The sequence below is a fragment of the Pseudonocardia xinjiangensis genome (genome assembly GCF_050948425.1).
GTDB classification, from domain to species: Bacteria; Actinomycetota; Actinomycetes; order Mycobacteriales; family Pseudonocardiaceae; genus Pseudonocardia; species Pseudonocardia xinjiangensis.
Map to the genome: position 1 here is coordinate 2,744,844 of NZ_CP192009.1, position 14,169 is coordinate 2,759,012.

Sequence of the window (14,169 nt, forward strand, 5' to 3'; positions counted from 1 at the left end):
GAGGACCGCATGACGGACCCGCCCCGGCGCCGTGATCGCGCCGCCACCCACGCCGCGTTGCTGGAGGCGGCGCAGCGCCGGTTCGCGAGCGAGGGATACGACGCCGTGAGCGTCCGTGACGTGGCCGCGGACGCGGGGGTCGACGCCGCGCTGGTCTTCCGCTACTTCGGGTCCAAGGCCGGCCTGTTCCGCGCCGCCACCAGTCCCCTCCCTGCGCCCGCGGACCTCGCCGACGGGCCGGCCGAGACCCTGCCCGGGCGGCTGCTGCGCGCCGTCGTCCCCGACGCCGGGCAACCGGTGGGGGAGGAGCAGTTGCTGGCGCTGCTGCGCTCGTCCGGCCATGCGGAGGCGCGCGCGCAGCTGCACCGGCAGATGTGCGACGGCTACGTGGCCGCCCTCGCGGAGCTGGCGGAGGAACCCGGGCGCGACCTCCGGGCCGAACTGGTCGGTGCGTTGCTTCTCGGCATCTCGCTGCAGCGTTCGGTGGTGGGCACGCCCGCGCTGGCCGCCGCCTCGGCCGCGGAGATCGAGCCGCTGTTCGACGCGGCGGTCACCGCCCTGCTGGGGTCGGCCGGGCGCGGAAAACGCGCTGATTCTCCGGATTCTCGGAGTGCCGGGCAATAGCGTGTCGGCCCCGCCACAGGAAATCGATCACGCTCGCGTCGGTCCCTATTCTTCGTTGTCCTGGCAACGAGTCGGTGCAGAGTGGAGAGACGATGACTGCGGCCGTGTGGGAACCGATGAACGGGCGTGACTATCGGGGGACGCCGTACCGGCCTCCGCGGATACCGGACGATGTCGGCGTGGCCACCGCCTCGGAGCTGCGCAGACGCATGGACGAACGGCGCACGGTGCGGAGTTTCTCCCCCGAACCGGTGCCGGAGCAGATCGTCCGTGACGCCATCGCGGTGGCGGCTACCGCTCCCTCCGGTGCGCACCAGCAGCCCTGGACCTACGTCCTCGTGAAGGACCCCGACGTCCGGCGGCGCATCCGGGAGGCGGCCGAGGAGGAGGAGCGCCGGTCCTACGCCGGCCGGCTCGGCGAGGAATGGCTCGGAGCATTGCGGCCGATCGGCACGGACGAGAACAAACCGCACATCACCGATGCGCCCTACCTGATCGTCGTGTTCCAGCAGCGCTATTACCTGAGTTCGGACGGAACGTCGCACAAGCACTACTACGTCGACGAATCCGTCGGAATCTCCGTGGGGATGCTGCTCACGGCGCTGCACCTCGCCGGGCTGGCGGCACTGACCCACACGCCCAGCCCGATGCGCTTCCTGTCCGAGGTGCTGAACCGGCCGCGCAACGAGAAGGCGTTCGCGGTGATTCCCGTCGGCCGCCCGGCCGAGCACTGCGAGGTGCCCGACCTGGTCCGCAAGTCGCTGGACCAGGTGCTGGTGGAGGTCTGAGCGCGCCCGGTGCCGCTACTGGTCCGCGAGGCGGTGCAGCAGCCAGCCCTGTGAGGTCCGGATGAGGGCGTAGCGGCGGTCGTCGTCCCTGCCGTGCAAGGTCAGGAGGATGCGGCGCTCCGACCGGTCGTGCTCCTCCCACCAGCCGATGTCGGCGATCGACTTGACCTCGTCCTCGTAGGTGAGGTGGTCGAGGTCGTGGTCGGCCACCGCGACCGCCAGCCGCTTCTCACCCGGCTCGTCGGGCAGCCCCTTCGGCACCGCCCACGAGCGCAGCACCCCGTCCTCCTCGAGGCGGAGGTCGAAGTGGTGTTGCGGACGTCGGTGTTCGTGCAGGACGAAGGCCGGCCTCTCGGCGCTGCCCACACGGTCGGTCACAGGGTGGTGACCAGCCCGCCGTCGATGACGACGTCGGTGCCGGTCACGTTGCCGGCGCGGCCGCTCGCGAGGAGCACCACGACATCGGCCACCTCCTGCGGCCGCGTGAACCGGCCCGTGACCGCCTGGCCGGCGACCTGCTTCGCGACGTCGGCCGGATCGCCGCCGCTCTCGCGGGCGATGGTGGCGGCGACCCCCTCGGAACCGAGCCACAGTGCGGTCTCGACCGGGCCGGGGCTGACGGTGTTGACGCGCACACCGCGGGGCCCGAGCTCCTTGGACAGCGCCTTGCAGAAGTTGGTCAACGCGGCCTTGGTGGCGCTGTACTCGATGATGCCCGGATCCGGCAGGAACGCGTTGATCGAGCTGATCGTGACGATCGTCGACGGGGCCCGGTCGAGCAGGTGCGGTAGCGCCGCGCGGGTGGTGCGCACGGCCGCGAGGAAGTTGATCGTGATCGCCCGCTCCCAGTCGGCGTCGTCGAGAGCCAGGAAGCCGTCGGACCGCGGCCGCACCGCCCCGACGTTGTTGACCAGGACGTCCACCCCACCGAAGGTCCGCACCGCCTCGTCGACGAGGCGGGCCGGGCCGTCCGGGTCGGTGAGATCCACCTGGACCGCGTGCACCGGGTACCGGCCGGCGAGCTCGGTCAGCTCGGGGCTGCCACCCCGGGCCCCCGCGACGACGCTCGCGCCCTCGGCCGCCAGTGACCGGACGATCTCGAGGCCGATCCCCTTGCTGGCGCCGGTGACGACGGCGACCTTGCCGACCAGATCCAGATCCATGACGGTCTCCTCATGCGTGATCAGTGGAACTCGGCGTGTTCGGCGCTGCGCCTGGCGGCATCGGCAGGGTCGCGCTGACCGACAGCGGGTGGGCTCGCGCTCGAACCGGCGGTGGGATCACCCGGCCGGGAGCCCGGAGCACGTCGTGCTCGCGCATGGTCCTGCTGTCGGGTGACTACGGCTGTGGACGTTACCGAGGCGGCGGCTTGCTCGGCAGGGCCAGTCCGGTCGGCGTGCACCTGCGAGCCCGACCACGAGCCGACATCGACGTCAGCGTGGCAGCGGCCGCGACCCAACCACTCCCGCGTCGATCTCGCCGTTACGAACGTGGCCGTCGACGAGCTGCAACGCGACACCAGGCGTGCGCTGCCGCGAGGTCGACCTGGTGGGGGTGGGGCGGGCTCGAAACCCCTCTGATGTCGATCTCGTCGGGTCAGAGGCTGTCCGGCCTCACGCCGTCCTCTGCGCGGCAGCCGTTCGGCTACCAGCCGCGGGAGCGCCACTCCGGCAGCGACGGGCGCTCCTTGCCGAGGGTGGTGTCGTCGCCGTGGCCCGGGTACACCCAGGTCTCGTCGGGCAGGGAGCCGAACACCCGCTCCTCCAGGTCGCCGATGAGCGACGCGAACTCCTCCGGGCCGGCGGTCTTGCCGGGGCCGCCGGGGAAGAGGGAGTCGCCGGTGAAGATGTGCGGGCGGTCCTCGCCGCGGTAGACGAGGGCGATCGAGCCGGGGGTGTGCCCGCGCAGGTGCACGACCTCCAGTTCGATGTCGCCGAACCGCACCGTGTCGCCCTGCTCCACGAGGTCGTCCATCGGGATCGGCAGCTCGGGGGCGTCGAGCGGGTGGGCGATCTGGCGCGTCTGGAACATCCCCGCGACGGCGCCGAGGGCCTGCCAGTGGTCGGCGTGGCGGTGGGTGGTGACGAGGTGGCGCAGCTCGGGCCGGGTGTCGGTGGCCCCGACCAGGTCGGCCAGCCGGTCCGGCTCGTTCGCCGCATCGATCAGCAGCGCCTCGTTCGTGGCCCGGCACACGAGGAGGTAGGCGTTGTTGTCCATCGGTCCGACCGAGACCTTGGTGATGCTCAGGGCGTCGAGATCGCGCCGGATCGCCGCGCCGCCGGGGTCGGTGTGACCGGAGTAGCTGTCGATGACGTCCACGACGTCAGCCTAGTGCGGTGGCCCAGGAACGTCGCCGGACCGACCAGTCGGCCACGCCCCGTCACGATTGGGTCGCGGCACCGCGCCCGGTTCATCCGAATCGTTGACATTGCGAAGACCGGCCGACAACGATCTGTCGTCTCACGCGGGTGCGGCATGGTGGACGAGGAGCAGTCTGAGATGGCGGTACACCCCACGTTCGATCGGCGACGGTTCCTCGGTCTGCTCGGTGCGGCCTCCGCCCTGCCGGTGGTGGCAGCGTGCGGAAGCAGCATCGGCGGGTCCACCGGCGCACCTGCCACCGGTGGGGGCGGCGGCACGGTGAAGGTCGGCCTCGTCGTCCCGCAGTCGGGCGTCTACGCCGCTCTCGGCACCGACATGCAGCGCGGATGGGAGCTGTGGCTGGCCGACAACGGGCAGCGGTTCGGCGACCACACCGTCGAGACGGTGATCGCCGACGAGGGCGAGACGCCCCAGACCGGCGTACCCGCCGTGCAGAAGGTGCTGCAGAACGACGGCGTCGACGTGGTGGTCGGCCTGGTCAACTCGGCCACCGCGCTGGGGGTCCGCGATCTGCTCACCGAGTCGAAGAAGCTCCTGGTCGTCACGAACGCGGGGGCCGAAGCCGTCACCAGCACGTCCCGGACGCCCTACATCTGGCGCACCTCCTTCACCAACGGCCAGATCGCGGCCGCGATGGGCACGCACCTGGCGCAGTCCGGGTTCTCCGACGGCGTGTACGCCATCGCGCCCGACTACGCGGCAGGCACCGAGGTCATCACCGCCTTCACGAAGGCGTTCGAGAGCGGCGGCGGCCGGGTGGTCGGGTCGGCGAAGACGCCGTTCGGCACCACCTCGGACTACCAGCCGTTCCTCACCGGCATCCAGAGCTCCGGTGCGCGGGCCGCGTTCTGCTTCTACTCCGGCGCCGAGGCGATCAACTTCGTGAAGCAGTACGCGCAGTTCGGGCTGGCGTCGACGATCCCGCTGTACGGCTCCGGGTTCCTCACGGAGGGCAACGTGCTGCCGCAGCAGGGCGACGCGGCGCTCGGGGTGCAGACCACGCTGCACTACACCGACCAGCTCGACAACCCGGCCAACAAGGCGTTCGTCCAGGCCTACACGGCGAAGCACGGCGAGGCGCCCAGCTGCTTCTCCGTGCAGACGTGGGACGCCGCGAACGTGCTCGACCGGGCGCTCGCGTCGGCCACCGCGCTCGACGGTGACTCGCTGGCGACCGCACTGGGCACGGTCGGCGCGATCAACGACAGCCCGCGCGGCGCCTGGACGTTCGAGAACCAGACCCCGCGGCAGAACATCTACCTGCGCCGGGTGGACAACAGCGGGGGCGCCCTGGTCAACGCCGTCGTGCAGGACCTGGGCCCGCAGAGTCAGCCGGCGGCCTGATGCTCGTCAGTGTCCTCAACGGCTTCGCGATCGGGTTCCTGCTGTTCATCCTGGCCGTGGGGCTGTCGATCGTCTTCGGGATGATGGACGTCCTGAACCTCGCCCACGGGGCGCTGTTCCTCGGGGGCGCCTACCTCGGCGCCGCGTTCGCGGGCAGCTGGGGCGGTTTCGTCGCCGCGCTCGGCCTGGCGGCGGTCGGCGGGCTGGCGGCCGGGGCACTGCTGTCGTTGATGACCGAGCCGCTTCGCAAGCGCTCGCACCTCGACCAGGCGTTGCTGACGCTGGGCGTGGCGTTCGTCGTGGCCGAACTGCTGATCATCGCGTTCGGCGACGACCCGCTGTCGGTGTCGGCCCCGCCCGCGTTCGACGGCTCGGTGTCGGTGCTCGGCGCCACCTACCCCGCGTACCGCCTGGTGCTGATCGGCGTGGGGGCCGTGCTGGCCCTGGCCGTGTACCTGGTGGTGGAGCGGACGCGGGTGGGCGCGCTCGTGCGGGCCACCGTGGCCGACCGCGAGATGGTCGCCACCCTCGGGATCGACAACCGCCTGGTCAAGGCCGCGGTGTTCGCCGTCGGGTCGTTGCTGGCCGCGACGGCCGGGGTGCTCGGCGGCCCGATCTACGGGGCGCGTCCCGGGCTCGACGCCACCGTGCTCATCCTCGCGCTGGTGGTCGTGGTGATCGGTGGGCTCGGCTCGGTGCGCGGAGCCCTCGTCGGTGCGCTGATCATCGGGCAGGTCGACACGCTGGGCCGGGTGCTGCTTCCCGAGCTCGCCTCGTTCGTCCTGTTCGCCGCGCTCGCACTGGTGCTCGTGCTGCGTCCGCGTGGGCTGTTCGGGAGCCCGGCGTCGGTGAGCACCCGATGACGGCGGTGGACGCCCCCGCGGTGCCGGGCGGCACGGCCGCGGTCTCCCCGCGGGTGCCGCGCGGCCGCGGTTGGCTCGTGGCCGCCGCCGTGCTGGTGGTGCTCGCGGCCGCACCGCTGTTCCTCGCCCCGTTCGCCACCACCACGCTCGCCCGCATCCTGGTGTTCGCGCTCTTCGCCGTGAGCCTGGACCTGCTCGTCGGCGTCACGGGCCTGCCGTCGCTGGGGCATGCCGCCTACTTCGGCTCCGGCGCGTACGCGGCGGGCTGGGTGTCGATCAACATCACCGCCGAGGCGCCGGTGCCGCTGCTCGTGGGTGCGGCCGTTGGTGCCGTGGCGGCCGCGCTGACCGGATGGATCACCGCGCGGACCGGCGGGGTCTTCTTCCTCATGCTCACCCTCGCCATCGGGGAGACCGTGCAGCAGGTGGCCAACACCTGGGAGAGCGTCACCGGCGGCGCCAACGGCCTCACCGGCGTCCCGGCCGTGCGGGTCGGGGGAGCGCCGCTGGCGAACGCGGGATTCGTGTACTGGTACGTGCTCGCCGTGTTCGTGCTGGGCTTCGTGCTGGTGTGGCTCGTGGCGCGCTCACCGTTCGGGGCCGCCCTGCGCGGCATCCGCGACAACGAGCCGCGGATGCGCGCGATCGGCTATCCGACGGCGCTGTACAAGTACGGCGTCTTCGTGGTCGCCGGCGGTGTCGCCGGGGTGGCGGGCTCGCTGCTGGTGGCCCAGCAGCGCCTGGTGACGCCGGCCGATCTCGGGTTCCTCACCGCGTCGCTGGCGCTGCTCGCCGTGATCATCGGCGGGGCCGGCTCGCTGTGGGGAGCGTGCCTCGGAGCGGCACTGGTGATCCTCATCCGCGACGCGCTGGGCCCCGGCCTCGGCGGCCACGGCACGCTCCTGCTCGGCATCGTGTTCGTGCTGGTCGTCTACCTGCTGCCACGCGGGGCGGCCGGCCTCCGGCTGCGCCGCCGGAGCCCGTCGTGACCGCGCTGCGGTGCTCCGGGCTGAGCCGGTCGTTCGGCGCGCTGGCGGCCGTCGACGGCGTCGACCTCGCGGTGGCCCCCGGTGCCCGCCACGCCCTGATCGGACCCAACGGAGCCGGGAAGTCGACGCTGTTCAGGCTGGTCAGCGGCACCATGCGGGTCGACGCGGGCCGGGTCGAGCTGGCGGGCCGGGACGTCACCGGGCTGTCGGAGGTGAAGCGCTGCCGGCTCGGGATGAGCCAGACGATGCAGCACGCCAGCCTCTTCGCCTCGATGACGGCGGCCGAGACGGTCGCGCTGGCCGCGGCGCGCCACGAGAACGGGCCGATCTCGCTGCTCCCGCGCCGGCAGCCCCGGGTGGCCGCCCGGGCGGAGGAGCTGCTGTCCGACGTGGGACTCGCCGGTCGTGGCGGCGTCGCTGTCCCCTCCCTGTCGCACGGCGAGCGCAAGCAGCTGGAGGTGGCACTGGCGCTGGCCTGCCGCCCGTCGCTGCTGCTGCTCGACGAGCCCGCCGCCGGGATGTCGCCCGCGGAGAGCGCGCGGCTGGTCGAGCTGCTGCGCGGGTTGCCGCCGGAGATCACGGTGCTCTTCGTTGAGCACGACCTCGACCTGGTGTTCTCGCTGGCCGACGCGGTGACGGTGCTGCACCTGGGGCGCGTGCTGTGCTCAGGTACGCCCGACGAGGTCCGGGCGAGCGAGGCGGTGCGGGAGGCCTACCTGGGCACCGGGCGGCGCGAGGAGCTGTTCCTGTCATGAGCTATCTCGAGGTGCGTGGCCTCGTCTCCGGGTACGACCGCGGCACCGTGCTGCACGGTCTCGACCTCGATCTGGACGCGGGCGCCGTGCTGGGCCTGCTGGGCCGCAACGGTGTCGGCAAGTCCACGCTGATCATGACCCTCGCCGGGCTCGTGCCGGTGTCGTCGGGGTCGATCCGCCTCCACGACGTGGAGCTCGCCGGGAAACGCCCGGACCAGATCGCGCGGGCCGGGGTGGCGCTCGTACCGCAGGGCCGCAGGGTCTGGGCCACGGTGACGGTGGCCGAGCACCTCGCCCTGTCGTCGTCCCGGTCCCGGGGCGGCACCTGGACCGTCGACTCCGTGCTCGACCTGCTGCCCCGGCTCGCCGAGCGCCGCCGGCACTACGCCGGGCAGCTCTCCGGCGGCGAGCAGCAGATGCTCGCCGTGGCGAGGGCGCTGCTCACCAACCCGCGGCTGGTACTCCTGGACGAGCCGTCCGACGGCCTCGCCCCCGCGATCGTCGACCAGATCGCGGGCGTGGTCACGACCATGCGTGCCGAGGGCGTGACCGTCGTGCTCGTGGAGCAGGACCTGCACCTGGCCTTCGGCGTGGCCGACGAGATCGCGGTGATGGAGAAGGGCGCGCTGGTGCACCGCGTGCCGACCGCGCAGTTCCGCCGCGACCCCGACACCGCGCACCGCCTCCTCGGCGTCGCCTGATCCGGCTCGGGGAGTCCTGTGATGCCGGGCGCATTCCGTGCCGCCGGTCACGAAAGCCCGAGGTGGCAGGCCGGTCATAACCTCGTCCTATGAGGTCCCTGGCCCGTTCCGCCTACCGGGCCGCTGGGCGGAGACACCCTCGAGTTCGAGATCAGGCATGGGCCGATGGCCCGGAACTCGAACGGACGGGGCGAGAACGTGACACGCAGCGAGCGGAACATGGTGGTGCACGAGCAGGAGCCCTACAACGCGGAACCCACACGATCGGCTCTCGCGGAGAACGTCGTGACCCCTGTCGGCGTCTTCTACGGCCGCAACCACGGCAGGATGCCCGACATGGACCCGGACCGGTGGCGGCTGCAGGTTGACGGCATGGTCGACCGGCCGATGGAGCTGTCACTGGCCGACCTGAAGGACCGGTTCCCCACCGGGAGGTCGTCGCCACGCTGCAGTGCGCGGGCAACCGGGGAGCCGGGCTGATGGCCGTCCGCGACATCCCCCATCAGCACCCGTGGGGTCCGGGAGCCACCTCGACCGCCCGCTGGGGCGGGGTGAGCCTGGCCGACGTCCTCGCCCACTGCGGGCTGAGCCCGGACGCCACCGACATCGAGTTCGCCGCCCCGGACGTGGCGGCCGAGGCGGTGCCGCCGCAGCCGTACGGGGGTTCGATCAGCGCCGCGAAGGCCACCGCGGCCGAGACGATGCTGGTCCGGGAGATGAACGGCGAGCCGCTCACGCAGGCCCACGGTGGTCCGGTGCGGGTCGTCGTGCCCGGGCACATCGGTGCGCGCAGCGTGAAGTGGCTGCAGCGCATCACCGCACAGGACCGCCCCTCCGACAACTTCTTCCAGGCCACGGCCCACCGGCTGCTGCCCGCCGACACCGACCTCGACCGGGCCCAGGTCGGTGACGGGTTCCCGCTCACCTCGGTGGCGCTGAACTCCGCCATCCTCCGGCCCGACGACCACGCCGTCGTGCCCGGCGGGCCCACGACCGTCACGGGGTACGCCTTCGCGGGCGACGACCGGGGCATCGCCCGCGTCGACGTCTCCGTGGACGGGGGCCGCAGCTGGACACAGGCCGAGCTGGGGGAGGACCTCGGTCCCTGGGCCTGGCGGTTCTGGAACGCCACGGTCGACCTGCCGCCCGGCGTGGTGACGATCACCGCTCGGGCCTGGGACACGACCGCGGCACTGCAGCCCGAACACGCCGAGAGCGTGTGGAACCCGAAGGGCTACATCAACAACGCCTGGCCGTCGGTCACGGTCACCGCGCGCGACGCCGTACGCGCGCCGCTTCAGGAGCCGGTCGCGACGTCAGGGGGCCGCCATCGCTGACGACGACAGTGCCCCCGACCACGACAGTGTCCCCGACCACGACAGCGTCCCCGAGCACGAGCCGGACTACCGGTTCACCCTCGCCAACGAGCGGACCTTCCTCGCCTGGATCCGCTCGTCACTGTCCTTGCTGGCGGCCGGGATCGCGGTGGTGCAACTGGTCCCCGCCTTCCCGTTGCCGGGGATCCGCACGGTCACCGGTGGGCTCCTCGTCGTACTCGCCGTGCTGTGCGCCGCGAACGGCGTGCTGCGCTGGCAGCGGGTGGAGCGTGCGATGCGCCGCGACCAGGCCCTGCCACGGCAGCGCGTTCCGTGGCTCCTCGCCGTCGGCCTCGTCCTGCTCGCGCTGGTGGGCCTGTTCCTCGTGGTCCTCAAGGGTGTGGAGGGATGACGGGGCCGGCAGGCGGCCCGCCGCCCGGGCTGCAGGCGGAGCGGACGGAGCTCGCGTGGAGCCGCACGTCCCTCGGGGTGCTGGCCAACGGCCTGCTCCTGTCCGTGCGCGTGTTCACCGACGCAGGACCCGGAGCCGCGGCGCCCCCCATCGCGCTGGCCGTGGTCATCGCCGTGGCGACGGTCGTGGTGGGACGGGTCCGGGCCAACGCCCTGCGCCGCTCCCCGCTCCCCGTCCACCTGGCCCCCACCCGTGCCGTCCCCATCATCGGCTGGTCCGTGGTGGCCCTGGCGACGCTGACGGGCGCCGCCCTCCTGCTCTAGGAAGTTCAGGAAAGCCACTTTCCTGCCCGCAGAGGGCCTGAAAGTGGCTTTCCTGAACCTGGGGGGCTGCGCTCAGCGCGCCCCGGTCGTGAGCACCGTGCGGATGGTCAGGGCGTCGCGGAGCAGGACGGTGACGGGGGTGCGGTCGACCACCCCGGCCAGCTGCTCGCGCAGGTCCGGGCCGACCTCGGCCTCGACGGTGACCTGCCGGTCCATCATCGGCGGCGAGCCGGGTAGGAACGCGACGTGCACCGTCACCTTGCCGGGGTCGATCCGCCAGAGGTGCAGGAAGGTGCGGACGGACATCGCCGTGCACGCCGACAGTGATCCGGCGAGTAGCCCCAGCGGGGTGGCACCCGCCGGCTCCGGCTCTGCGTCCAGGGGTATCTCGCAGCTCAGCTCGTACCCGTTGACGTTGACCCCTGCCGACCGGCCGTCGCCGTCGGGAAGATGAGCGGTGGACCAGACGTTGGGCTCTCCCACAGGGCAAGGTTAGTCCGGGCAGCGCCCCGAACCGACCGGTCGCACCCGGCTGCCGACTCTTCGAACGTCTGTGCGATCCTCGTGGTGGCGGTTCGGCTCCCGGGGGCCGCCGCTCGCAGGGCCGCCGGCTGTAGTACGGGTTCTGTCGGTGACCGCGCCTAGCATGGAACGAGGGTCGTGGTCGACCCTTCCACGATCCGGATCCAGGAGGCTCCCCCGTGGCTGACCGCAGCGCAGATGGGCACGCTGCCGAGAGGCACGCCGCCGACGCCCCACGTCTCGTGGTGCGTGGCGCCCGCGAGCACAACCTGCGCGGCGTCGACCTCGACCTGCCGCGCGACAGCCTCGTCGTCTTCACCGGCCTGTCCGGGTCGGGCAAGTCCAGCCTCGCGTTCGACACGATCTTCGCGGAGGGGCAGCGGCGGTACGTCGAGTCGCTGTCGGCCTACGCGCGGCAGTTCCTCGGCCAGATGGACAAGCCCGACGTCGACTTCATCGAGGGGCTCTCACCCGCCGTCTCGATCGACCAGAAGTCCACCAACCGCAACCCGCGGTCCACGGTCGGCACCATCACCGAGGTCTACGACTACCTGCGCCTGCTCTACGCCCGCGCCGGCGTGCCGCACTGCCCCGTCTGCGGGCACGTCATCGAGAAGCAGACACCGCAGCAGATCGTCGACCAGGTGCTCGCGATGGAGGAGGGCAGCCGGTTCCAGGTGCTGGCCCCGGTCGTGCGCACCCGCAAGGGCGAGTTCGTCGACCTGTTCTCCACGCTGCAGACGCAGGGCTACTCGCGCGTGCTCGTCGACGGCACGGTCCACACGCTCACCGATCCGCCCACGCTCAAGAAGCAGGAGAAGCACGACATCTCGGTCGTGGTCGACCGGCTCGCCGTGAAGGAGTCGGCCAAGCAGCGGCTCACCGACTCGGTGGAGACGGCGCTGCGCCTGGCCGACGGACTCGTCGTGCTCGACTTCGTCGACCTGCCCGACGACGATCCGCACCGCGAGCGCCGGTTCTCCGAGCGGATGGCCTGCCCCAACGGCCACCCGCTGAGCCTCGACGACCTCGAGCCCCGCACGTTCTCCTTCAACTCGCCCTACGGCGCCTGCCCCGAGTGCCACGGCATCGGCATCAAGAAGGAGGTCGACCCGGAGCTCGTCGTGCCCGACCAGGAGGCGAGTCTCGCCGACGGGGCGATCGCACCGTGGTCGGGCGGGCAGTCCGCGGAGTACTTCGGGCGGCTGCTGGAGGGCCTGGCCAAGGCCATCGGGTTCCGGATGGACACCCCGTGGCGCAAGCTGCCCGCCGCGGCGCAGAAGGCCGTGCTCCACGGCAGCGACGACCAGGTGCACATCCGCTACCGCAACCGTTACGGCCGCGAGCGCTCGTACTACGCCAGCTACGAGGGTGTCATCCCGTTCCTGGAGCGGCGGCTCGACCAGACCGAGTCCGACTCGCAGCGCGAGCGCTACGAGGGCTACATGCGCGACGTGCCGTGTCCCGCCTGCAACGGCGCGCGGCTCAAGCCCGAGGTACTCGCCGTCACCCTCGCGCACCGCGACCGCGGCGAGCGTTCCATCGCCGAGGTCTCGGCGATGTCGGTGGCGGAGTGCTCGGAGTTCCTCGACGGGATGGTGCTCGACGCCCGGCAGGCCATGATCGCCGGGCGGATCCTCAAGGAGGTGCAGGCCCGGCTGGGGTTCCTGCTCGACGTGGGGCTGCACTACCTGTCGCTCGACCGCGCCGCGGGCTCGTTGTCCGGTGGGGAGGCCCAGCGCATCCGGCTGGCCACGCAGATCGGCTCCGGGCTCGTGGGTGTGCTGTACGTGCTCGACGAGCCGTCCATCGGCCTCCACCAGCGCGACAACCGGCGCCTGATCCAGACGCTGGTCCGCCTGCGCGACCTGGGCAACACGCTGATCGTCGTCGAGCACGACGAGGACACCATCCGCGCCTCCGACTGGGCGGTCGACATCGGCCCGGGCGCGGGTGAGCACGGCGGCCACATCGTCTACAGCGGGCCGGTGCCCGGGCTGGAGTCGCACGACACCTCGCTCACCGGGGCCTACCTGTCGGGCAGGCGGTCGATCCCGGTGCCGGAGATCCGGCGCCCGGTCAACAAGAAGCGCCAGCTCACCGTGGTCGGCGCGCGCGAGCACAACCTGCGCGGCATCGACGTCGACATCCCGCTCGGCTGCCTCGTGTCGGTCACCGGGGTGTCCGGGTCGGGCAAGTCCACGCTCATCAACGACATCCTCGCCACGGTGCTGGCCAACAAGCTCAACGGTGCGCGGCAGGTGCCGGGCCGCCACACCCGCATCACCGGGCTCGACGAGCTCGACAAGCTCGTGCGGGTCGACCAGTCGCCCATCGGGCGCACCCCGCGGTCCAACCCGGCCACCTACACCGGCGTGTGGGACCAGGTCCGCAAGCTGTTCGCGGCCACCACCGAGGCGAAGGTGCGCGGCTACCAGCCCGGTCGGTTCTCGTTCAACGTCAAGGGCGGCCGCTGCGAGGCGTGCTCCGGCGACGGCACCATCAAGATCGAGATGAACTTCCTGCCCGACGTCTATGTGCCCTGCGAGGTCTGCAAGGGCGCCCGGTACAACCGCGAGACGCTCGAGGTGCACTACAAGGGCAAGACGGTCGCCGAGGTGCTCGACATGCCGATCGAGGAGGCGGCCGAGTTCTTCGCGCCGATCAACTCCATCGCGCGCTACCTCCGCACGCTGGTCGACGTCGGGCTCGGATACGTGCGGCTGGGGCAGCCGGCCCCCACCCTGTCCGGCGGCGAGGCGCAGCGGGTCAAGCTCGCGTCGGAGCTGCAGAAGCGCTCCAACGGCCGCACGGTCTACATCCTTGACGAGCCCACCACCGGCCTGCACTTCGAGGACATCCGCAAGCTCCTGCTGGTGATCAACGGGCTGGTCGACAAGGGCAACTCGGTGATCGTCATCGAGCACAACCTGGACGTCATCAAGACGTCCGACTGGATCATCGACATGGGCCCGGAGGGCGGCTCCGGCGGCGGCATGGTGGTGGCGCAGGGCACGCCCGAGCAGCTCGCGGCTCACCCCACGAGCTACACCGGCCAGTTCATCACGGGCCTGGTCACGCCGGAGGAGGCCCCGGCCCCACCAGCGCCCGCCCGCCGTCGCAAGGCCGCCGCCGCCAGCTGACCAGGTC

15 protein-coding genes and 1 pseudogene are annotated in these 14,169 nt (G+C 71.9%); 12 read left to right on the forward strand and 4 right to left on the reverse strand.

Going from position 1 to position 14,169, the window contains the following annotated elements; translation table 11 throughout:
• Window positions 1-9: 9 nt before the first annotated feature.
• Both ACQPZA_RS13065 and ACQPZA_RS13070 read left to right on the forward strand, forming a co-directional pair.
• Window positions 10-624: a TetR family transcriptional regulator gene (locus tag ACQPZA_RS13065; protein WP_433280857.1), complete on the forward strand. Its 615-nt coding sequence runs from the start codon at window positions 10-12 to the stop codon at window positions 622-624.
• Between the two features lie 92 nt (window positions 625-716).
• Window positions 717-1,412 (forward strand): nitroreductase family protein, encoded by a 696-nt coding sequence (locus ACQPZA_RS13070; protein ID WP_169396592.1) that lies wholly within the window; start codon window positions 717-719, stop codon window positions 1,410-1,412.
• Window positions 1,413-1,427: 15 nt separating this feature from the next.
• Here ACQPZA_RS13070 and ACQPZA_RS13075 read toward each other — a convergent pair whose 3' ends face one another.
• The 3 genes from ACQPZA_RS13075 to ACQPZA_RS13085 form a co-directional block, all read right to left on the reverse strand.
• Complete coding sequence (locus tag ACQPZA_RS13075) at window positions 1,428-1,790, reverse strand: DNA polymerase ligase N-terminal domain-containing protein (protein WP_433280859.1); 363 nt, start codon at window positions 1,788-1,790, stop codon at window positions 1,428-1,430.
• Window positions 1,787-2,575 carry an SDR family NAD(P)-dependent oxidoreductase gene (locus tag ACQPZA_RS13080; RefSeq protein ID WP_169396590.1) on the reverse strand — a complete coding sequence of 263 codons (789 nt, stop codon included), beginning with the start codon at window positions 2,573-2,575 and terminating at the stop codon, window positions 1,787-1,789. The genes ACQPZA_RS13075 and ACQPZA_RS13080 overlap by 4 nt, the downstream gene beginning before the upstream one ends.
• Before the next feature lie 481 nt (window positions 2,576-3,056).
• Entirely contained in the window at window positions 3,057-3,731 is a 675-nt protein-coding gene (locus ACQPZA_RS13085) for an MBL fold metallo-hydrolase (protein WP_169396588.1), read from the reverse strand.
• A gap of 180 nt (window positions 3,732-3,911) precedes the next feature.
• Between ACQPZA_RS13085 and ACQPZA_RS13090 the strand changes: the two genes are divergently transcribed.
• From ACQPZA_RS13090 to ACQPZA_RS13130, 9 genes and pseudogenes are all read left to right on the forward strand, one after another.
• Window positions 3,912-5,138, forward strand: coding sequence for an ABC transporter substrate-binding protein (locus ACQPZA_RS13090; RefSeq protein ID WP_433280862.1), 1,227 nt, complete (start codon window positions 3,912-3,914; stop codon window positions 5,136-5,138).
• Entirely contained in the window at window positions 5,138-6,001 is an 864-nt protein-coding gene (locus tag ACQPZA_RS13095; protein ID WP_433280864.1) for a branched-chain amino acid ABC transporter permease, read from the forward strand. Before ACQPZA_RS13090 ends, ACQPZA_RS13095 begins: the two co-directional genes overlap by 1 nt.
• Window positions 5,998-6,990 (forward strand): branched-chain amino acid ABC transporter permease, encoded by a 993-nt coding sequence (locus ACQPZA_RS13100; RefSeq protein WP_433280866.1) that lies wholly within the window; start codon window positions 5,998-6,000, stop codon window positions 6,988-6,990. Before ACQPZA_RS13095 ends, ACQPZA_RS13100 begins: the two co-directional genes overlap by 4 nt.
• Window positions 6,987-7,745, forward strand: a complete 759-nt coding sequence (locus tag ACQPZA_RS13105; RefSeq protein ID WP_433280868.1) for an ABC transporter ATP-binding protein — start codon at window positions 6,987-6,989, stop codon at window positions 7,743-7,745. Before ACQPZA_RS13100 ends, ACQPZA_RS13105 begins: the two co-directional genes overlap by 4 nt.
• Window positions 7,742-8,446, forward strand: coding sequence for an ABC transporter ATP-binding protein (locus tag ACQPZA_RS13110; protein ID WP_433280870.1), 705 nt, complete (start codon window positions 7,742-7,744; stop codon window positions 8,444-8,446). The genes ACQPZA_RS13105 and ACQPZA_RS13110 overlap by 4 nt, the downstream gene beginning before the upstream one ends.
• A gap of 372 nt (window positions 8,447-8,818) precedes the next feature.
• A pseudogene (locus ACQPZA_RS13115) lies at window positions 8,819-9,231 on the forward strand (molybdopterin-dependent oxidoreductase); the annotation flags it as partial.
• Between the two features lie 189 nt (window positions 9,232-9,420).
• The gene (locus tag ACQPZA_RS13120; RefSeq protein WP_433282800.1) at window positions 9,421-9,783 is read left to right on the forward strand and encodes a hypothetical protein; all 363 of its coding nucleotides are present in this window, start codon (window positions 9,421-9,423) and stop codon (window positions 9,781-9,783) included.
• Window positions 9,776-10,174, forward strand: a complete 399-nt coding sequence (locus tag ACQPZA_RS13125) for a YidH family protein (RefSeq protein WP_433282803.1) — start codon at window positions 9,776-9,778, stop codon at window positions 10,172-10,174. Before ACQPZA_RS13120 ends, ACQPZA_RS13125 begins: the two co-directional genes overlap by 8 nt.
• A complete protein-coding gene (locus tag ACQPZA_RS13130) occupies window positions 10,171-10,497 on the forward strand; it encodes a DUF202 domain-containing protein (RefSeq protein WP_433280872.1) in 327 nt (108 codons plus the stop codon). Before ACQPZA_RS13125 ends, ACQPZA_RS13130 begins: the two co-directional genes overlap by 4 nt.
• Before the next feature lie 72 nt (window positions 10,498-10,569).
• On the opposite strand, the gene ACQPZA_RS13135 is transcribed toward ACQPZA_RS13130, so the two are convergent.
• Window positions 10,570-10,980 carry an OsmC family protein gene (locus ACQPZA_RS13135; protein ID WP_433280874.1) on the reverse strand — a complete coding sequence of 137 codons (411 nt, stop codon included), beginning with the start codon at window positions 10,978-10,980 and terminating at the stop codon, window positions 10,570-10,572.
• A 218-nt stretch (window positions 10,981-11,198) separates the two neighbouring features.
• On the opposite strand from ACQPZA_RS13135, the gene uvrA reads away from it, so the two are divergent.
• A complete protein-coding gene (gene uvrA / locus ACQPZA_RS13140; protein WP_169396581.1) occupies window positions 11,199-14,162 on the forward strand; it encodes an excinuclease ABC subunit UvrA in 2,964 nt (987 codons plus the stop codon).
• The last annotated feature ends 7 nt before the right edge of the window (window positions 14,163-14,169 follow it).